The sequence below is a fragment of the Pseudomonas neuropathica genome (assembly GCF_051174785.1).
Lineage (GTDB): Bacteria > Pseudomonadota > Gammaproteobacteria > Pseudomonadales > Pseudomonadaceae > Aquipseudomonas > Aquipseudomonas neuropathica_A.
Genome location: NZ_CP195111.1, coordinates 2,781,006 through 2,800,722 on the forward strand (window position 1 = coordinate 2,781,006; position 19,717 = coordinate 2,800,722).

Below are 19,717 nucleotides of genomic sequence, written 5' to 3' on the forward strand. Positions count from 1 at the left end.
AAAACCCCGCCGAAGCGGGGCTTTGCAGACTGTTTCCCTGACATCCATTTCACTCCGCCACCCTGGCAGAATCCTACGTGTCCGTGTTGTTGCTTTGCGCTTCCTGCGCGACGTCCATGAAATGTAGATTAGCCGTGGATCCAATCTACGCATATGGGAGAACAGCAGCACGTCATGTAAGAGAATGCTTACATGACGCTATCACATCAGAATTGCGCCGCATCCAGCAGGAACAGCGACTCGCTACCGGCCTTCACCGACGCGCTCAACGAGTGAATGCGCGGCAGCAGGCGGGCGAAGTAGAAGCGCGCGGTGCCCAGTTTGCTGGCGTAGAAATCGTCCTGCGCTTCTTTGCCCAACGAGGCTTTGGCCATCAATGCCCACATGTAGGCGTAGGAAACGTATCCAAACGCTTGCAGATATTCGACTGAGGCCGCGCCGATTTCGTTCGGGTTGTTTTTCGCCCGATCCAGCAACCACGACGTCAGCTCATCAAGGGTATTGAGCGCATCGTTCAACGGCTTGGTGAATTCACCCAGATCCGCACTCGCGGTGGCGGTGAAGTGGCGGATCTCGTCAGCAAACAGTTTATAGAACGCACCGCCGCTGCCGACGATCTTGCGACCGACAAGGTCCAACGCCTGAATGCCGTTGGTGCCTTCGTAGATCTGGGTGATGCGCACATCACGCACCAGTTGCTCCTGGCCCCATTCGCGGATGTAGCCGTGGCCGCCGAAAATCTGCTGACCGTGCACGGTGGTTTCCAGCCCCAGGTCGGTGAGGAATGCCTTGGCCACCGGCGTCAGCAACGCGACCAGATCTTCCGCACGCTTGCGGGTGGTGGCGTCTTCGCTGAACTTGGCAGTGTCGAGTTGCATCGCTACGTAAGTGGAGAACGCACGGCCGCCTTCGTTCGAGGCTTTCATGGTCAGCAGCATGCGCCGCACGTCCGGGTGGACGATGATCGGGTCAGCGACTTTGTCTTTGTTCTGCGCGCCGGTCGGCGAACGGCTTTGCAGACGGTCGCGGGCGTATTCAACGGCGTTCTGGTACGAGCGCTCGCCGGTAGCGAGGCCTTGAATACCCACACCGAGGCGCTCGTAGTTCATCATGGTGAACATCGCGGCCAGGCCTTTGTTCGGCTCGCCGACCAGATATCCCACGGCTTCGTCGAAGTTCATCACGCAGGTCGCGGACGCCTGGATGCCCATTTTGTGCTCGATCGAACCGCAGTTCGCCGGGTTACGCGCGCCCAGGCTGCCGTCGGCATTGACCATGAATTTCGGCACGAGGAACAGCGAAATGCCTTTCGGGCCCGCCGGGGCATCTGGCAGTTTGGCCAGCACCAGGTGGATGATGTTTTCGGTGAGGTCGTGTTCGCCACCGGTGATGAAGATTTTGGTACCGCTGACCTTGTAGGAACCGTCGGCCTGAGGCTCGGCCTTGGTGCGGATAATCCCCAGGTCGGTGCCGGCGTGCGGCTCGGTCAGGCACATCGAACCGGCCCAGACGCCGGCGTACATGTTCGGCAGGTACGCCGCTTTCAGCTCTTCGCTGGCGTGGGCGTTGATCGACAGGCAGGCGCCGGCGGTCAGCATCGGATACAGACCGAATGACAGGCTGGCGGAGTTGACCATTTCTTCAACCTGCGCCGATACGGCTTTGGGCATGCCCATGCCGCCGTATTGCGGATCGCCACCGACGCCAACCCAGCCGCCTTCGGCGTAAGTCTGATAAGCCTGTGGGAAACCGGCTGGAGTGGTGACGGCGCCGTCAGCCCAATGGCAACCTTCTTCGTCAGCGGCACGGCTCAGCGGCGCGATGCTTTTGCTGGTGACCTTGCCGGCCTCTTCGAGAATGGCTTCAACGGTTTCGGCGTCGACGGTCTCGGCCAGAGCTGGCAGTTCGGCCCAGAGTTTGGCGACTTCGAACACTTCATTGAGGACGAAGCGCATATCGCGCAGCGGCGCTTTGTAGTCAGCCATGGCAAACCTCGCAAGATCTAAACGGTGATTCGTGGAATGGTGTTTTCGTTGAGCTGGAGTGTACCTCAACAACTTTTGCGACACATAGGGTCAACCGGTGACTGATTTGTTATTTTTAGTCACCACAAAAAGATCGCAGCCTTCGGCAGCTCCTACAGATAAAACTCGGTCCCATGTAGGAGCTGCCGAAGGCTCGGGCCGCGATCGGACGATCTTTTGATCTTGCTTAAAGCGCAAACATTTCCGCCGGCAACTTCATCAAACACTCACTCCCCGCCTCGATCGCCGACCGATGCGCCGCCGTACGCGGTAACAAACGCTTGAAGTAAAACTCGCTCGTCGCCAATTTGCCCCGCAGGTAATCCGCCTCACCCTCGCCCGCTTCCAGTTGCGCCTGCGCCACCAACGCCATGCGCAGCCACAGATAACCCAGGATGATGTAACCGCTGTACATCAGATAATCCACCGACGCCGCGCCCACTTCATCCGGGTTTTTCATCGCCGCCATGCCGACTTTCATGGTCAGGTCGCCCCACTGTTGGTTCAGCTCATTGAGCTGCGCAACGAAGCTGCCCAGTTGCGGGTGCTCGGCGTTGGCTGCGCAGAATTTGTGGACGATCTTGGTGAAGCCGCGCAACAACTTGCCCTGGCTGCCCAGCACCTTGCGCCCCAGCAGATCCAGCGCCTGAATGCCGTTGGTGCCTTCGTAGATCGGCGCAATCCGGCAATCGCGCACTAGCTGCTCCATGCCCCATTCGCGAATGAAACCGTGGCCGCCGAACACCTGCATGCCGTGGTTGGTCACTTCCAGCCCGGTGTCGGTCATGAACGCCTTGCAGATCGGCGTGAGGAACGCCAACAGGTCTTCCGCCTCCTGCCGTGCCTCGGCGTCGCTGCTCAGGTGCGCGACATCGAGCAACTGCGCAGTGAAGTAGGTCAGCGCCCGGTTACCTTCGTTGAAAGCTTTCATGGTCAACAACATCCGCCGCACGTCCGGGTGGACGATGATCGGGTCGGCGGCTTTGTCCGGGGCTTTGGCACCGGTCAGCGAACGCATCTGCAAGCGGTCGTTGGCGTATTTGATCGCGCCCTGGAAACTCGCTTCCCCCAGACACAACCCCTGCATCCCGGTACCTAGCCGCGCGTGGTTCATCATGGTGAACATGCAGTTAAGACCCTTGTTCGGCTCGCCGATCAGGTAACCCTTGGCGCCGTCGAAGTTCAGCACGCAAGTGGCCGACGCCTTGATGCCCATTTTGTGCTCGATCGAACCGCAGGAAACGCCGTTGCGCTCGCCAGCCTCACCCGCCGCGTCCGGCAAGAACTTCGGCACGATAAACAGCGAAATCCCTTTGGTCCCGGCCGGTGCATCCGGCAACTTGGCCAACACCAGATGAATGATGTTGTCGCTCATGTCGTGCTCGCCGGCGGAGATGAAAATCTTGCTGCCAGTGATCGCGTAGCTGCCGTCGGCCTGAGGCACGGCGCGGGTCTTGATGATGCCCAGGTCGGTGCCGCAATGGGCTTCGGTCAGGCACATGGTGCCGGTCCACTGGCCGGCGGTGAGCTTGCTCAGATAAGTGTCTTTTTGCTCGGCGCTGCCGTGAGCATGGATCGCCGACATCGCTCCATGGGTCAAGCCCGGGTACATGCCCCAAGAGGTGTTGCTGGAACCGACCATTTCGCTGATCACCAGCCCCAGCGAACTCGGCAAGCCCTGCCCGCCATAAGCCGGATCTGCCGCCAGACCGTGCCAGCCGCCCTCGACATATTGTGCGAAGGCTTGCTTGAAGCCTGTAGGCGTTGTCACCACACCGTTGTCGAAATGGCAGCCCTCTTCATCACCGCTGCGATTAAGCGGCGCCAGAACGTTCTCGCAGAACTTCGCGCCCTCTTCGAGGATCGCGTTGATCATGTCCGGGCTGGCGTCGTGCGCGCCGAGGGCGGCGTAGTTGCTGTGAAAGTCGAAGACGTGGTCGATCAGAAAGCGCATGTCGCGCAGCGGGGATTTGTACTCAGGCATGGTGGCTTCTCCGTCAGCAGATTTCTCCAACCTACTGCCGGTCACCACGCCCCACAATCACTGTGCAGACGCTGAATGCGCCGTCATCACTCAACCTGCGGCCGTGTCCATGCGCACCGCACCGCGACGGTTCTGGCCGAACGCAACCACGCAGTTACGCCCCGCGCCTTTAGCGGCGTAGAGCGCCTCGTCGGCGGACTTCAGCACTTGTTCGGGATTGCGCTGCTCTACTCGCTCGGCGACGCCGATGCTCACCGTGACCGAAACGCTGGAAGCACCGGAACCGGCGCGGCGCTGACGGCCTTGCTGATCATCCTGCGGACGGTTTTCCTGATTGCGCAGTTGAATGTTGTAGGACGCAATCGACTCGCGGATCACTTCTAGGTGCGGCATGCATTCCTCAAGGGTTTTGCCGGCGAACACCAGGGCGAATTCCTCACCGCCATAACGATATGCCCTACCGCCACCGCTGATTTTCGACAGCTTGCTGGCGACCAGGCGCAGCACCTGGTCACCGACATCGTGGCCATGGGTGTCGTTGAATTTCTTGAAGTGGTCGACGTCGCTCATCGCCAACACGTAGTTGCGCCCGAGGCGCTGCATGCGTTCGTTGAGCGCGCGGCGTCCCGGCAGACCGGTCAGTTCGTCGCGGAAGGCCATTTGATAAGCCTCGTGCGCAACTGCGGCGGCAATCATCAACATCACCTGACTGCACATGATGTTCAAGGTAAACGGCAGGATGAAGGTTTTCGGCAGCATCCAGAACACGCCGAGCAAACCCACCAGTTGCGCCGCATGCAGCGGGCGCGGGTTGCGCCAGTACTGCCAGGCCAGCAGCAGGAACGCCGAGATAAACACCGGATACGAGAGCTGGATCAAACTCATCCACGCGCCATGCAGCGCTGGCCAGCGGATTTCCGAAAGCCAGATCAGCAATGCCTGGGGATAACTCTGCTCAAGGCCCAATGCCACACTGCCAAAGGCCAGCAGCACCGCAAAACGCGCGACCATGTCCTGAAACAGGTGCGTACGTTCCTGCCACGCCGCGAACAGGCCAAACAGCAACGGCAGCAGCAAACACACAAGATGAAAGACCACCGCAGCGTCTTCGCGGACCTTGCCATTGTCGCGGTAATAGTCGGTCTGGGTGTCGAGCAAAAAGTAGGCGATGTACACCGTGAGCATCAGAAACAGTTCGCGCTGGCGTCGGTAAACCGCGCAATACGCGCCGCCCAGCAACAGCACCAACGTCGGTAACACGTTGAACAGCGAAGTGAAGAACACGCTGAGGTCTTTGACGTACGCAGCCGCCAACCCCGCGAGTAACAACAGCAGTGAAGGTAGGAAATGGCTGAAACGTACAGCGGAAGAACGCGGCAAGGGTAAAGCTCCGACCCGTCATGGCAAAGAGATAGCATTGTGCCTGCAAAGTGCAGCCAAGCCCACAGGATGTGATCCAGATCACACACTGTCTCTTTAACGGCCGGAAGCCCGACTATCTGAGCGATTCACTAACAAAAAAACCGCCGCCCCCTAACAGGAGCAGCGGTTTTCATGAGACGGCGCTAAAGCTTAGTAGCCCAGCGCGAAGTCTTCTTCTTTCATGTCCATCAGGTTGTTGGCACCCGACAGCATGGTGGCCACGTGGGTACGGGTACGCGGCAGGATGCGCTGGAAGTAGAAGCGCGCGGTTTGCAGCTTGGCGGTGTAGAACGCCGCGTCGCCATTGCCTTCTGCCAGCTTCTCGGCTGCCACGCGAGCCATGTCGGCCCAGAAGTAAGCCAGGCAGGCATAACCGGAGTACATCAGGTAGTCCACCGACGCCGCGCCGACTTCTTCGCGATCTTTCATGGCCGCCATACCAACCTTCATGGTCAGCTCGCCCCATTCCTTGTTGATCGCAGCCAGCGGTGCGACGAATTCTGCAACGGCTTCGTTGCCTTCGTTGCTCTGGCAGAACTTGTGAACGATCTTGGTGAAGCCTTTCAGGGCCTCGCCTTGAGTCATCAGCACTTTACGGCCCAGCAAGTCGAGTGCCTGGATACCGGTGGTGCCTTCGTACAGCATCGAAATGCGGCTGTCGCGAACGTTCTGCTCCATGCCCCACTCGGCGATGAAGCCGTGGCCGCCGTAGATCTGCACGCCGTGGTTAGCGGATTCGAAACCGACTTCGGTCATGAAGGCTTTGGCGATCGGAGTCATGAAGGCCAGCAGTGCGTCGGCTTTCTTTTTCTCTTCTTCATCGACGCCGTATTTGACGATGTCGACCTGTTTGGCGGTGAAGTACACCATCGCACGGTTGCCTTCGGCGAATGCCTTCATGGTCAACAGCATGCGGCGTACGTCAGGGTGCACGATGATCGGGTCAGCGGCTTTGTCCGGCGCTTTCGGGCCAGTCAGGGAGCGCATTTGCAGACGGTCGCGAGCGTATTTCAGACCACCCTGGAAACCGATCTCGGCGTGGGCCAGACCTTGCAGTGCGGTGCCCAGACGTGCGGTGTTCATAAAGGTGAACATGCAGTTCAGGCCTTTGTTCGCCGGGCCGATCAGGTAACCGGTGGCGCCGTCGAAGTTCATCACGCAGGTGGCGTTGCCGTGGATGCCCATCTTGTGTTCCAGCGAACCGCAGCTCACTGCGTTGCGCTCACCGATGGTGCCATCGGCATTCGGCATGAATTTCGGAACGATGAACAGCGAGATGCCTTTGGTGCCGGCAGGAGCGTCCGGCAGGCGAGCCAGCACGATGTGGACGATGTTGTCGGCCATGTCGTGTTCACCGGCCGAGATGAAGATCTTGGTGCCGGAGACTTTGTAGGAGCCGTCTGCCTGAGGTTCGGCCTTGGTGCGCAGCATGCCCAGGTCGGTGCCGCAGTGCGGTTCGGTCAGGCACATGGTCCCGGTCCATTCGCCGGAGACCAGTTTGGTCAGATAGGCTTCTTGCTGCTCTGGCGTGCCGTGCTCGGAGATGGTGTTCATCGCGCCGTGCGACAGGCCTGGGTACATGCCCCACGACCAGTTGGCTTCGCCAACCATTTCGCTCACGGCCAGACCCAGCGACTCCGGCAGGCCTTGACCGCCATGCTCAACGTCGTGCGCCAGGCTTGGCCAGCCGCCTTCAACGAATTGCTTGTAAGCCTCTTTGAAGCCAGTCGGGGTTTTCACACCGGACTCGCTCCAGGTGCAACCTTCGAGGTCGCCCACGCGGTTCAGCGGTGCCAGTACCTGCTCACAAAACTTGGCGCCTTCTTCGAGAATGGCGTCAACCATGTCCGGAGTCGCGTCTGCGCAAGCCGGAAGGCTCTGATAGTGCGCTTCGTAGCCGAGCAGTTCGTCACGAACGAAGCGAATATCACGCAAGGGGGCCTTGTAGTCAGGCATAGCGATAAACCTCTGCTGATGTAACCGGGAATGAACGACCGTGTTGATTTGTTGTGACGGTCAAACAGTTGTTTGAAACATACGTTTACGCCGAAATCTTGTCAAGCATCGATCTTTTGCCGTTCGTCATCAGAATTTTCCAACGCCGGACACAGCAAACCGCCATGAGCTCGAACGAGCCACGGGCGCTGAAAAAAGATTAGTTGAGGGAGAAGGACTTATAACGAAAAACGCCGCGACAAAGCGCGGCGTTCAGCATGCAGACTGGAACAAATCAGGCGAACGTGTCGATGATCGTACCGAGCACTTCATCCGATGCTTTGACGACCTTCACGCCCAGCTCTGCCTGGATCTTGCCCTGAGACATCTCGACCATATTGCTGGCCAGATCCGATTGCTGGGCACGATCCACACCACGTAGACGGTCAACCTGCACTTCGGACGACTGGCTGGTCACCGAGCGTTCGATAGTATTGTTGGCAATCTGGCTGGCAGCCTGATCGACGCGGTTCTGCCCGTTCTGAATAGAACTCAGACCTGCATAAAAAGCTGTGTTACCGGAGATTTCCATAACGGTTCTCATCCTTGGGAAGGATCAATGGCTGTCATTGAAGCAGAGGCGCCAGAAAAACACCCGTCAAAAACACTAATGGCACAGTGCCTGCCCATAGAAAAAAGCTTAGTCGAGCAGATCCAGTTGCAAATGATCGGCCACCGCTTCCGCGCTCAAGGTCTTGAGTTTAGGCACGCGCCCCAGACACGGCGCCGGAATCCGCTCGGCCAACGTCGCGAGGTTTTCTTCCAGCCGCGAAGTCTTCGGATCGATGATATTCGCCACCCACCCGGCCAACTGCAGCCCATCACGGGCAATCGCCTCCGCCGTCAGCAAGGCGTGACTGATGCAACCCAGCCGCACGCCCACTACCAGAATCACTGGCAACTTCAGCGCAATCGCCAGATCCGACAGATTATCCTGATCGGCCAAAGGCACCCGCCAGCCCCCCGCGCCTTCGATCAGAGTGAAGTCGGCATTCATCGCCAGAATCTCACGCATCGGCGCCAGCAGCGATTGCACGGTCAACGCCACTCCCGCTTCACGCGCCGCCAGATGCGGAGCAATCGCTGGCTCGAACGCCACCGGATTGACCTGTTGATAACTCAGCGGCAACGAACATTCGGCCAACAGCGCCAACGCATCGGAGTTGCGCAGCCCCTTGGGCGTCACTTCGCACCCTGAAGCCACCGGTTTGCCCGCCGCGGTACTTAGCCCGGCAGAGCGCGCCGCATGCAGCAGCCCGGCGGCAACGGTGGTCTTGCCGACATCGGTGTCCGTTCCGGTGATGAAATAGGCTGCGCTCATACGGGTTTCTCCAACACGGCGTAGACCACCTGATAAGTCGCCGGCAATCCCGATGCCTCACGGAACTGCTCGTAAGCGTCGACCAGCCCGAGAATCCGCGCGCGTCCGGTCAAACCGCCCGGGCGCCCCGGGTTCAGATTGTGCGCCCCCAAGGCTTTCAACTCATGGGTCAGACTGCGCACATCCGGGTAGTGCAACACGTGCGGCTGATTCTCCAGACTCAACGTGCGCAAGCCACTGGCCGCACACAATTGCTCATAGCGGGCGAAATCGCGGAAGCGGTTGACGTGCACCATCCCGTCGACCTGCCGCCAGCTGTCGCGCAACTCAAACAGCGTCCCTACACAAAGACTAGCAAACGCAAAAATCCCGCCCGGTTTCAGCACGCGAAACGCTTCGCTGAGCACCGCCTCGAAATCCGCGCACCACTGCACCGCGAGACTGGAGAAGATCAGGTCGCAAGTCGAGTCCTGCAACGGCAGACGCTCCGCATCGCCGGTAATGAAATGCTCGGCACCACCCAATGGCCGCGCGTGCTCAAGCATGCCTTCAGCGATATCCAGCGCCAGACCGTGACCCTCGGCAAACCGCGAAGCCAACGCGCGGGTGAAGTAACCCGTGCCACAGCCCAGATCCAGCCAACGCGCCGGCATGAATTCCTGCGGCAAACGCTCAATCAACTGTGTACCGACATCACGTTGCAACTCGGCGACGCTGTCGTAACTGGCCGCCGCACGAGAAAAAGAGGCCGCGACCTGACGCTTGTCAGGCAAGCCGCCAGGCAGCACAAGAGACAAATCAGTCATCACCGCACTCATGTAGAAAAGCCTGGATAGCGCCCGCCAGTCCGTGGGGGTCTTCCAGAAGAAACGCATGACAGGCCTGTTCGATCAGACCTATTTCGATATCCGGCAACAGGGCGAACAATGCCCCCGCCGCTTCCGCCGGGACCAGACCGTCCTGCCCGGCGAACAAATGAAACTGCGGGCCACGAAACGCCTGCAATGCTTCGCGGGTGTCCAGTTGTGCGAGCAGTTCCAGTCCCGCCATCAGCGCCGCCGGCGCGGTATTCGGCGCGCCGCCCAACAGCAATCTCGACAAGCCGCGCGGGTCTTGCGCGCCTTGAGCACAGAGCAGCGAGAAGCGTTTGAGCGTTGTGCGCGGATCGGCCTGGCAACCGGCAAGAAATGCGTCGAAAGTTTCGCCGGGCATCGCGTTCGACCACTGCTCATGGGCAACGAAAGAAGGATTGCTCGCCAGCGTCAGCAAACCGCAGCAACGCTCGCCACGCCGTGCCGCCAGCTCGGACGCGAGCATGCCGCCCAACGACCAGCCACCCAGCCAGACGTCCTGGGGAATGCTTTCATCAAGTTCGTCGAGCCAGTCCTGCAGGTCACTGGAATCCAGTTCCGGCAACGGCTCGATGTCGACTTTCAGATGTTCATCGAGGCCTTGCAATGCGGCGGCCAAAGGCTCCATCGGCGACACACCGAGGCCCCAGCCAGGCAGCAGAATCAGGCGATCACGCATGGCTTGGCTCCGACGACAGTTGGGCAAAGCAATCGGCCAGTCCCTCTAACAATAGCTGCACCTGCGCCTCACTGTGAGCAGCGGTCAGGGTCACGCGCAGCCGAGCGCTGCCGGCGGGCACGGTCGGCGGGCGGATCGCGGTGACCATCAACCCACGCTCGCGCAACATCTGCGACAGGCGCACCGCGCGCCCGGCATCGCCAATCATGATCGGCTGGATCGGCGTAAAGCTGTCCATCAACTCCAGTCCGATCTGCTCGGCACCCCGGCGGAACTGGCGAATCAACGTTCGCAGATATTCACGACGCCAGTGTTCAGTGCGCAGCAGCTCCAGACTTTTCAGCGTCGCGCAGGCCAGTGCCGGTGGCTGGCTGGTGGTGTAGATGTACGGGCGGGCGAACTGGATCAGGCTTTCAATCAGCTCTTCGCTGCCAGCAACAAATGCCCCTGCTGTACCGAAGGCTTTGCCTAGGGTGCCGACCAGTACCGGCACATCCTCCTGACTCAAACCGAAATGCTCGACGATGCCGCCGCCATTCACACCCAGCGGCCCGAAACCGTGAGCGTCATCGACCATCAACCACGCGCCTTTGGCCTTGGCTTCACGGGCCAGCGCCGGCAGATCCGCGAGGTCGCCGTCCATGCTGAAGACACCGTCGGTGACCACCAACGTATTGCCGGTGGCTTTCTCCAGACGTTTGGCCAGGCTCACCGCATCGTTGTGCAAATAACGATTGAAACGCGCGCCAGACAACAGACCCGCATCCAATAACGAAGCGTGATTGAGGCGATCTTCCAGCACCGTATCGCCCTGCCCGACCAACGCCGTGACCGCGCCGAGGTTGGCCATGTAACCAGTGGTGAACAGCAGCGCACGCGGTCGGCAAGTGAGGTCAGCCAGTGCTTCTTCCAGAGCGTGGTGCGGGCCGCTGTGGCCGATCACCAGATGCGAGGCGCCACCACCGACCCCCCAACGTTCAGCGCCGGCGCGCCAGGCTTCGATGACCTGCGGATGATTGGCCAGGCCGAGGTAATCGTTGTTGCAGAAGGCGAGCAATGGTTTGCCGTCGACCACCACTTGCGGCCCCTGCGGGGACTCGAGCAGCGGTCGCTGGCGATAGAGATTTTCGGCACGACGGGCAGCAAGGCGTGCGGCGAGATCGAAAGACATGCAGGCCTCACATCTGAAAAATGACTGTGTAGGAGCTGCCGAAGGCTGCGATCTTTTGATGTTGTTTTTTAAAAGACAAGATCAAAAGATCGCAGCCTTCGGCAGCTCCTACATGGAATCCGTATGGCGATCAGACGACGGCGTTGTAGAACTGCTCGCTGCTCTTCTGCTCAACCAATGCCTGCTCAATTGCAGCCTGGTGAACCTCATCGGAATGCTCTTCACGGGCTTCCGGCTGAATACCCAGACGCGCAAACAGTTGCATGTCCTTGTCCGCCTGCGGGTTGGCGGTGGTCAGCAACTTGTCGCCGTAGAAAATCGAGTTGGCACCGGCAAAGAATGCGAGAGCCTGCATCTGCTCGTTCATCGCTTCGCGGCCAGCGGACAGGCGCACGTGGGATTGCGGCATGAGGATCCGCGCAACGGCGAGCATACGGATGAAGTCGAACGGATCGATGTCTTCGGCGTTTTCCAAAGGCGTACCGGCGACCTTCACCAGCATGTTGATCGGCACCGATTCCGGATGCTCCGGCAGATTGGCCAACTGGATCAGCAGATTGGCGCGATCATCCAGCGACTCGCCCATGCCGAGGATGCCGCCGGAGCAGATCTTCATCCCCGATTCACGCACGTAGGCCAGCGTCTGCAGGCGCTCGCTGTAAGTGCGGGTGGTGATGATGCTGCCGTAGAACTCAGGCGAGGTGTCAAGATTGTGGTTGTAGTAATCGAGGCCGGCCTTGGCCAGCGCTTCGGTTTGATCCTGGTCGAGACGACCGAGGGTCATGCAGGTTTCCAGGCCCATGGCTTTCACGCCTTCAACCATTTTCAGCACGTATGGCATGTCTTTGGCCGACGGGTGCTTCCACGCCGCGCCCATGCAGAACCGCGTCGAGCCGATGGCCTTGGCGCGTGCCGCCTCTTCGAGGACCTTCTGCACTTCCATCAGCTTTTCTTTTTCAAGGCCGGTGTTGTAGTGACCGGACTGCGGGCAGTACTTGCAGTCTTCCGGGCAGGCGCCGGTCTTGATCGACAGCAGGGTCGAAACCTGAACGCGGTTGGCGTTGAAATGTGCGCGGTGCACCGTCTGCGCCTGGAACAGCAAGTCGTTGAAGGGTTGTACGAAGAGTGCTTTGACTTCGGCCAGAGACCAGTCGTGACGCAGGGTGGCGGTAGTGCTCGCGCTCATGGGTAGTTCCTTGGTTATGCTTGGCTGGCGGCTGCGGGAACGGAATACCCACAGGCGCGACACGGATGTTCGGCATATTTAAGGAAGAGTCATGCGCTGTCAACCACGATACGAAGGACAGGTTTACATCTGTTTAAATAATGTACAGACCTGCCTGCTTTGCGATGAGCCGGCAGAAGCACAAATGCCAATCTGCGTGGCTTGCGAAACCGATCTGCCGTGGCTTGGCGACCACTGCCAGAGCTGCGCCCTGCCACTTCTCGCCGCCGGCATGACCTGCGGAGAGTGCCTGCTAGAGCCGCCGGCCTTCGAACAGGTGGTGGTGCCGTGGCTCTATGGCTTCCCGGTGGACAGCTTGATTACGCGGTTTAAACACAACACGAAATGGCCGTTTGGCCACCTGCTCGCCGACGTTCTCGGGCAATACCTGCAACATCGCTTCGATGAGGGTTTGCCAAGGCCTGATGCGTTATTGCCGGTGCCGCTGGCCGGTAAACGTCTGCGCCAGCGGGGGTTCAACCAGGCGGCGATGCTGGCGCGGTGGTTGAGTCAATCGCTGGATCTGCCTTGTGAGGAACAGGTTCTGCGCCGAATCAAGGAGACCAGTGCCCAGCAGAATCTTGATGCCAAGGCGCGTAAACATAATCTGCGCGATGCCTTCGAGATCATGCCGGATGCGCAGATACGAGGCCGGCATTTGGCGTTGGTTGATGATGTGCTGACCACTGGCGCGACCGCACAGGCACTGGCCCGGTTGCTGATGAACGCTGGCGCCGCGCGGGTCGATGTCTATTGCCTGGCCCGCACTCCGAAGCCCGGAAGCTGAGGTCAGCGCGATCCTCATGTGGGAGCGAGCCTGCTCGCGAAGTGGCCAGCACATTCAAAATCAATGTTGACTGACACGCCGCTTTCGCGAGCAGGCTCGCTCCCACAGGGTTCTGTGTCAGGCTTGACTCTCGCGTTGCAAGCGACCAACTTCCACGTTCACCGCCACAAAAAAGCATCCACGCATGTCCATGCCTTCCCTGTTGTCCCAGCACATCGTCCGCCGTCCGCAGCGTATCGCCCTGCTGCAACATATCGCCGAACAGGGCTCGATCACCCGCGCCGCAAAAAGCGCAGGCCTGAGCTACAAAGCCGCGTGGGATGCCATTGATGAGCTGAACAACCTGGCGCAAAAACCATTGGTCGAACGAGCCGTCGGTGGCAAGGGCGGCGGCGGCGCGAAACTCTCCAGCGAAGGCGAGCGCGTTTTGCGCCTGTACCAAAAACTGCAGGCCCTGCAGGCCCAGGTGCTGGAAGCAGCGGAAGACGCCAGCGATCTGGACCTGCTCGGTCGCTTGATGCTCAGAACAAGCGCACGCAATCAATTACACGGCAAAGTCGTGGCGATCGAAGCGCAGGGCCGCAATGACCTGATCCGCCTCGAACTGGCCGAAGGTCTGTGCCTCGACGCGCAGATCACCCACGACAGCACCGTGCATCTGGAGCTGCAAGCCGGTACCGACGTCGTGGCGCTGATCAAGGCCGGCTGGCTGGAATTGCTCGGACACGAGCAATCTGCAACGTCTGGTCACAATCTTTTGAAGGGCACCATCGAAGCGATTCTAGACGCCGAGGACGGCCCGAGCGAAGTGCGCATTACCCTTCCCAACGGCCATACCCTCTGCGCCCTGGCCGAGCCGCTCGATTTGCGCACGCGCGGATTGAGCGTGGAACAACCGGTGCAGGTGCAGTTTTCGCCGTCCAACGTGCTGATCGGCACGCCGCTGTAATCGGGCGCTGCAACGAAAGCGTCATCGACGCTCATTAAGGTGGCTGCCAAAACCAAGCAGGGAGCCTGATGTGAGCCTATTAGAAGAAAACCAATCCACTGACCTGGAAAAAATGGTCGGCCTCAGCCGTCGCGGTTTCATCGGCGCCGGCGCACTGTGCGGCGCGGCAATGTTCCTCGGCGGCAGTCTGTTGAGCCGCAGCGCACTGGCCACCGGCGTCAGCGCCGGCAACAGCCGCCTGCTCGGTTTCGAGAGTATTCCGGCGGCGACCACTGACGTCATCACGCTGCCCAAAGGCTACAAGTCTTCGGTGCTGATCAGTTGGGGCCAGCCGCTGCACAAGAATGGCCCGGCCTTCGACCCGAGCGGCAACGGCACCGCCGCCGCACAGGAAGTGCAGTTCGGCGACAACAACGACGGCATGAGCCTGTTCGCTTTCCCCGACGACCGCAACCGCGCGTTAATGGCGATCAACAACGAATACACCAACTACCGCTACCTCTACCCGCACGGCGGCATGCCGCAATCGGCCGAAGACGTGCGTAAAGCACTGGCCTGCGAGGGCGTGTCGGTGATCGAGGTACAGCGCAAAAACGGCCAATGGCAGTTCGTTCAGGGCTCACGCTACAACCGCCGCATCCACGGCAACTCGCCGCTGCGCATCAGCGGCCCGGCGGCCGGTCACGAGCTGATGAAAACCGCCGCCGACAAACACGGCAAAAAAGTTCTCGGCACCTTCCAGAACTGCGCCAACGGGAAAACCCCGTGGGGTACCTATCTGACCTGCGAAGAAAACTTCACCGACTGCTTCGGCAGCAGCAACGCCCAGCAGCAGTTCGACCCGGCGCAAAAGCGCTACGGAGTATCCGCCGCCAGCCGCGAAATCAACTGGCACCCGTACGACCCGCGCTTCGACATGGCGAAGAACCCCAACGAACTCAACCGTCACGGCTGGGTGGTCGAGATCGATCCGTTCGACCCGCAATCGACCCCGGTGAAACGCACGGCGCTGGGCCGCTTCAAACATGAAAACGCCGCACTGGCCGAGACCGACGACGGTCGCGCCGTGGTGTACATGGGCGACGACGAGCGCGGCGAATTCATCTACAAATTCGTCAGCCGCGACCGCATCAACCACCGCAACGCCAAGGCCAACCGCGACATCCTCGATCACGGCACCTTGTACGTGGCGAAATTCGACAACGGCGACAGCAACCCCGATCACCCGAAAGGCCAGGGCCAGTGGATCGAGCTGACTCACGGCAAAAACGGCATCGACGCCAGCAGCGGCTTCGCCGATCAGGCTGAAGTGCTGATCCACGCGCGCCTTGCCGCCAGCGTGGTTGGCGCGACGCGCATGGACCGTCCGGAATGGATCGTCGTCAGTCCGAAGGATGGCCAGGTCTATTGCACCCTGACCAACAACGCCAAGCGCGGCGAAGACGGCCAGCCAGTCGGTGGGCCGAATCCGCGCGAGAAGAACGTCTACGGGCAGATTCTGCGCTGGCGCACCGACCGCGATGATCACGCGTCGAAGACGTTTGCCTGGGATCTGTTTGTGGTCGCCGGCAACCCGGGCGTGCATGCCGGGACGCCGAAGGGCGGCTCGAAGAACATCACCCCGCAGAACATGTTCAACAGCCCGGATGGTCTGGGCTTCGACAAGGCCGGGCGTTTGTGGATTCTCACCGATGGTGATTCGAGCAACGCCGGGGATTTTGCCGGGATGGGCAATAACCAGATGCTCTGTGCCGATCCGAAGACCGGTGAAATTCGCCGTTTCATGGTCGGGCCAATTGGTTGTGAGGTCACCGGGATCAGTTTCTCGCCGGATCAGAAAACCCTGTTTGTCGGGATTCAGCATCCGGGTGAGAACGGTGGTTCGACGTTCCCTGAGCATTTACCGAATGGCAAGCCGCGGTCTTCGGTGATGGCGATTACTCGTGAGGATGGCGGGATCGTCGGCGCCTGATACACCGCCTTCGCGAGCAAGCTCGCTCCCACATTGGGAATGCGATCCCCTGTGGGAGTGAGCCTGCTCGCGATGGCGTCAGACACAGACACCAACCAACTCCCCCGCTGCCATCTGCGCTACCATGCTGGGCCGGACGCGGCAGCCTGCTGCGCGCAGGAGTCAGCATGGCCCACCCGTTTGAAACCCTTACCCCCGACCTCGTGCTCGATGCCGTTGAAAGCATCGGCTTCCTCAGCGATGCGCGCATCCTGGCGCTCAACAGCTACGAAAACCGCGTCTATCAGGTCGGCATCGAAGACTCCGAGCCGCTGATCGCCAAGTTCTATCGCCCGCAGCGCTGGACCAACGAAGCCATTCTCGAAGAACACAAGTTCACCTTCGAACTGGCCGACGTCGAGATTCCGGTGGTGGCGCCGCTGATCCACAACGGCGAAACCCTGCACGAACACGCCGGCTTCCGCTTCACTCTGTTCCCGCGTCGCGGCGGTCGGGCGCCGGAGCCAGGCAATCTGGATCAGTTGTATCGTCTCGGCCAGTTACTAGGACGGATCCACGCCGTCGGCGCGACCAAGCCGTTCGAACACCGAGAAGCCCTCGCCGTGCAGAACTTCGGCCACGCCTCGCTGAACACCTTGCTCGAAGGCAACTTCATTCCGAAAAGCCTGCTGCCGGCCTACGAGTCCGTCGCCCGCGACCTGCTCAAGCGCGTGGAAGATGCCTACGCCAACACGCCGCACCAGAACATTCGCATGCACGGCGACTGCCACCCCGGCAACATGATGTGCCGTGACGAGATGTTCCACATCGTCGACCTTGATGACTGCCGCATGGGTCCGGCGGTCCAGGACATCTGGATGATGCTCGCCGGCGATCGCCAGGAATGCCTGGGACAGTTGTCGGAACTGATGGATGGCTACAACGAATTCCACGACTTCGACCCGCGCGAACTGGCGCTGATCGAACCGTTGCGCGCGCTGCGCCTGATGCACTACAGCGCCTGGCTGGCGCGGCGCTGGGATGACCCGGCGTTCCCGCACAGTTTTCCGTGGTTCGGTACCGAGCGGTATTGGGGCGATCAGGTGTTGGCGTTGCGTGAGCAACTGTCTGCCCTGAACGAAGAACCGCTGAAACTCTTCTGACCCGCCTCCATCCTCTGTAGGAGTGAGCCCGCTCGCGATAGGGTTTTATCAGTCAATGAAAATGTTGAATGTCAGAGCGCTATCGCGAGCAGACTCACTCCCACAATTGTCCGTTGTTCACAATTTCCCGACCATTGCGCTACGGCATTCGTAGACAAATCTCCTTACAATCCCTCTTTTGTCAGCTGCCTAAGCAAGGATTCTGCATGCAAGCCGCCAACCCGCGTCGCGGGTACATTCTGGGCCTGAGTGCCTACATCATCTGGGGCCTGTTCCCGATCTACTTCAAAGCCATCGCCGACGTGCCAGCCGTTGAAATCATCATCCATCGGGTGCTGTGGTCGGCGCTGTTTGGTGGGTTGTTGCTGATGGTGTGGAAACACCCGGGCTGGTTGCGCGAATTGCTGGACAACCCCAAACGTCTGGCGATTCTGGCGTTGAGCGGGACGCTGATCGCGGCCAACTGGCTGACCTACGTGTGGTCGGTGAACAACGGGCGCATGCTCGAGGCGAGTCTGGGTTACTACATCAATCCGCTGGTCAACGTGCTGTTGGGCATGGTGATTCTTGGGGAGCGGCTGCGCCGGATGCAGTGGGTGGCGGTCGGCCTCGCGGCGATTGGCGTCGCGCAGCAGGTGTGGCAGGTTGGCAGTCTGCCGTGGGTGTCGCTGGCGCTGGCGCTGACGTTCGGCTTCTACGGTCTGATCCGCAAACAGGCGCCGGTCAAGGCGTTGCCGGGGCTGGTGGTGGAAACCTGGATGCTGGTGCCAATCGCTATTGCCTGGTTGCTGTTCAACCAGACCGCGACCAGCGCTCAGCCGGAGTTCTGGACCACATCACAGGCCTGGTGGCTGGTGGCGGCGGGGCCGGTGACGCTGGTGCCGCTGGTGTGTTTCAACGCCGCCACGCGCCACTTGCCCTACACCACCATCGGTTTCCTGCAATACGTGGCGCCAACCCTCGTGCTGCTGCAAGCAGTGTTGCTGTTCGGCGAACATCTGTCGTCGAGCACGCTGGTTGCGTTTATCTTTATCTGGGCCGGTTTGGCGGTTTACAGCGTCGATGCGTGGATAAGTCTGCGTCGACGCAACTGATCAAAAAACACACAAACCCTCACAGGCCACGATTCTCGTGGCCTGCATCGTTCCTTCCCAAGGTTATCCACAGCGTGATCCCCGCCGTTTGTGCGCAAGTCACTGATTGCCGGCGGTTTTTTGATCAGTTACCGCAAAGCCACGGCGGCTGTGGCGTGGCGGGCTGTCTCTACAGGTTATCCACAGGCAGGTGCACGTTTAAACTGGATAACCCCACCGACACTTAAATGTCTGTGCGTAACACCAGCTCCACCATCAGATCGTCGGCCAGTGTTTCCAGGCGCGACTGCAAAACGTCGAGCGACAGTGTCAGCGGTACCGCAAGAATCGCTTCGGCGTGGAACAGTGGCTCGCTGCTCATCGGTGCCGGACGCACTTCGGTTACCAGTCTTTCCAGGTTGACGCCCTGTTCGCTTAACAGCCGGGTGATGTCGCGAACGATGCCGGGCCGATCATTGCCTACCAATTCCATGGCAATCGGTTTCCAGGTGCAGGACTGCTCGATACCGCTTTCGGCAATCAGCACGCGGATGCCATGAGCAGACAGTGCTTGTAAGGCATCGACTAATTCGTCGTAAGCCTCTGCCGGCACTCCCACCCGAAGAATCCCGGCGAACTGCCCGGCCATGCGCGACATGCGGCTTTCCAGCCAGTTACCGCCGTGTTCGGCAATGCATTGGGCGATGCGCTCGACCTGCCCGGGCTTGTCCGGGGCGAATACGGTGAGTACGAGATGGTCCATGGCGCAGCCCTCTTGTGTTGTAGAAGGGCAAGTATAGGCAAGGGACGGTCAGCCGCCTCAGACGCTCGAAACGACAAATCGTGTACAACTTTTTATATTTAGCTGGAACAATCTATCTGTTTTTTGAGAACATCCCGTTCCGCGATGTGACCGCAATGCGACATGAGGCCGCAGAACGACGTAATTAGTCTGATTTTCACAAGCGCAACTCATCATGTAGTATGCCGCAGCGCGCACTACATAACGCCGGATCGATGTCTGCCCAAGGCCTGTTCGCAACCCTGAAAGCCCCGTCAGCAAGGCCCCAAGCCGTTGATTGGTCCCAGCCCAGCCGCCCGCAATGGCATGTACTGGTCGGC

16 protein-coding genes are annotated in these 19,717 nt (G+C 60.0%); 5 read left to right on the forward strand and 11 right to left on the reverse strand.

Going from position 1 to position 19,717, the window contains the following annotated elements; all coding sequences use genetic code 11:
• Positions 1-206: 206 nt before the first annotated feature.
• The 10 genes from ACRRSD_RS12675 to bioB all read right to left on the reverse strand — a co-directional run bounded on the left by ACRRSD_RS12675 (position 207) and on the right by bioB (position 12,633).
• A complete protein-coding gene (locus ACRRSD_RS12675; protein ID WP_435038243.1) occupies positions 207-1,985 on the reverse strand; it encodes an acyl-CoA dehydrogenase C-terminal domain-containing protein in 1,779 nt (592 codons plus the stop codon).
• Positions 1,986-2,211: 226 nt separating this feature from the next.
• Complete coding sequence (locus tag ACRRSD_RS12680) at positions 2,212-4,008, reverse strand: acyl-CoA dehydrogenase C-terminal domain-containing protein (RefSeq protein ID WP_435038244.1); 1,797 nt, start codon at positions 4,006-4,008, stop codon at positions 2,212-2,214.
• A gap of 90 nt (positions 4,009-4,098) precedes the next feature.
• The gene (locus ACRRSD_RS12685; protein ID WP_122599231.1) at positions 4,099-5,388 is read right to left on the reverse strand and encodes a GGDEF domain-containing protein; all 1,290 of its coding nucleotides are present in this window, start codon (positions 5,386-5,388) and stop codon (positions 4,099-4,101) included.
• A gap of 192 nt (positions 5,389-5,580) precedes the next feature.
• Positions 5,581-7,386, reverse strand: a complete 1,806-nt coding sequence (locus tag ACRRSD_RS12690) for a phenylacyl-CoA dehydrogenase (RefSeq protein WP_435038245.1) — start codon at positions 7,384-7,386, stop codon at positions 5,581-5,583.
• Between the two features lie 274 nt (positions 7,387-7,660).
• Complete coding sequence (locus ACRRSD_RS12695) at positions 7,661-7,957, reverse strand: pyrroloquinoline quinone biosynthesis protein PqqE (RefSeq protein ID WP_435038246.1); 297 nt, start codon at positions 7,955-7,957, stop codon at positions 7,661-7,663.
• 108 nt (positions 7,958-8,065) lie between these two features.
• Complete coding sequence (gene bioD, locus ACRRSD_RS12700; RefSeq protein WP_435038247.1) at positions 8,066-8,746, reverse strand: dethiobiotin synthase; 681 nt, start codon at positions 8,744-8,746, stop codon at positions 8,066-8,068.
• Complete coding sequence (gene bioC, locus ACRRSD_RS12705) at positions 8,743-9,552, reverse strand: malonyl-ACP O-methyltransferase BioC (protein ID WP_435038248.1); 810 nt, start codon at positions 9,550-9,552, stop codon at positions 8,743-8,745. Before bioC ends, bioD begins: the two co-directional genes overlap by 4 nt.
• Positions 9,545-10,276 carry an alpha/beta fold hydrolase gene (locus ACRRSD_RS12710; protein ID WP_435038249.1) on the reverse strand — a complete coding sequence of 244 codons (732 nt, stop codon included), beginning with the start codon at positions 10,274-10,276 and terminating at the stop codon, positions 9,545-9,547. Before ACRRSD_RS12710 ends, bioC begins: the two co-directional genes overlap by 8 nt.
• Positions 10,269-11,447 carry an 8-amino-7-oxononanoate synthase gene (gene bioF / locus ACRRSD_RS12715; protein WP_435038250.1) on the reverse strand — a complete coding sequence of 393 codons (1,179 nt, stop codon included), beginning with the start codon at positions 11,445-11,447 and terminating at the stop codon, positions 10,269-10,271. Before bioF ends, ACRRSD_RS12710 begins: the two co-directional genes overlap by 8 nt.
• Before the next feature lie 130 nt (positions 11,448-11,577).
• Positions 11,578-12,633, reverse strand: coding sequence for a biotin synthase BioB (gene bioB / locus ACRRSD_RS12720; protein WP_435038251.1), 1,056 nt, complete (start codon positions 12,631-12,633; stop codon positions 11,578-11,580).
• A 91-nt stretch (positions 12,634-12,724) separates the two neighbouring features.
• On the opposite strand from bioB, the gene ACRRSD_RS12725 reads away from it, so the two are divergent.
• From ACRRSD_RS12725 to rarD, 5 genes are all read left to right on the forward strand, one after another.
• Positions 12,725-13,459 (forward strand): ComF family protein, encoded by a 735-nt coding sequence (locus ACRRSD_RS12725; protein WP_435038252.1) that lies wholly within the window; start codon positions 12,725-12,727, stop codon positions 13,457-13,459.
• Between the two features lie 184 nt (positions 13,460-13,643).
• On the forward strand, positions 13,644-14,408 hold the full coding sequence (locus tag ACRRSD_RS12730) for a TOBE domain-containing protein (protein WP_435038253.1): 765 nt from the start codon (positions 13,644-13,646) through the stop codon (positions 14,406-14,408).
• 70 nt (positions 14,409-14,478) lie between these two features.
• The gene (locus tag ACRRSD_RS12735) at positions 14,479-16,380 is read left to right on the forward strand and encodes a PhoX family protein (RefSeq protein ID WP_435038254.1); all 1,902 of its coding nucleotides are present in this window, start codon (positions 14,479-14,481) and stop codon (positions 16,378-16,380) included.
• Between the two features lie 167 nt (positions 16,381-16,547).
• The gene (locus ACRRSD_RS12740) at positions 16,548-17,522 is read left to right on the forward strand and encodes a serine/threonine protein kinase (RefSeq protein ID WP_016983182.1); all 975 of its coding nucleotides are present in this window, start codon (positions 16,548-16,550) and stop codon (positions 17,520-17,522) included.
• 206 nt (positions 17,523-17,728) lie between these two features.
• Positions 17,729-18,616, forward strand: a complete 888-nt coding sequence (rarD, locus tag ACRRSD_RS12745) for an EamA family transporter RarD (protein ID WP_435038255.1) — start codon at positions 17,729-17,731, stop codon at positions 18,614-18,616.
• Positions 18,617-18,839: 223 nt separating this feature from the next.
• Here rarD and ACRRSD_RS12750 read toward each other — a convergent pair whose 3' ends face one another.
• The gene (locus tag ACRRSD_RS12750; protein WP_311997901.1) at positions 18,840-19,358 is read right to left on the reverse strand and encodes a glycine cleavage system protein R; all 519 of its coding nucleotides are present in this window, start codon (positions 19,356-19,358) and stop codon (positions 18,840-18,842) included.
• Positions 19,359-19,717 lie beyond the last annotated feature (359 nt).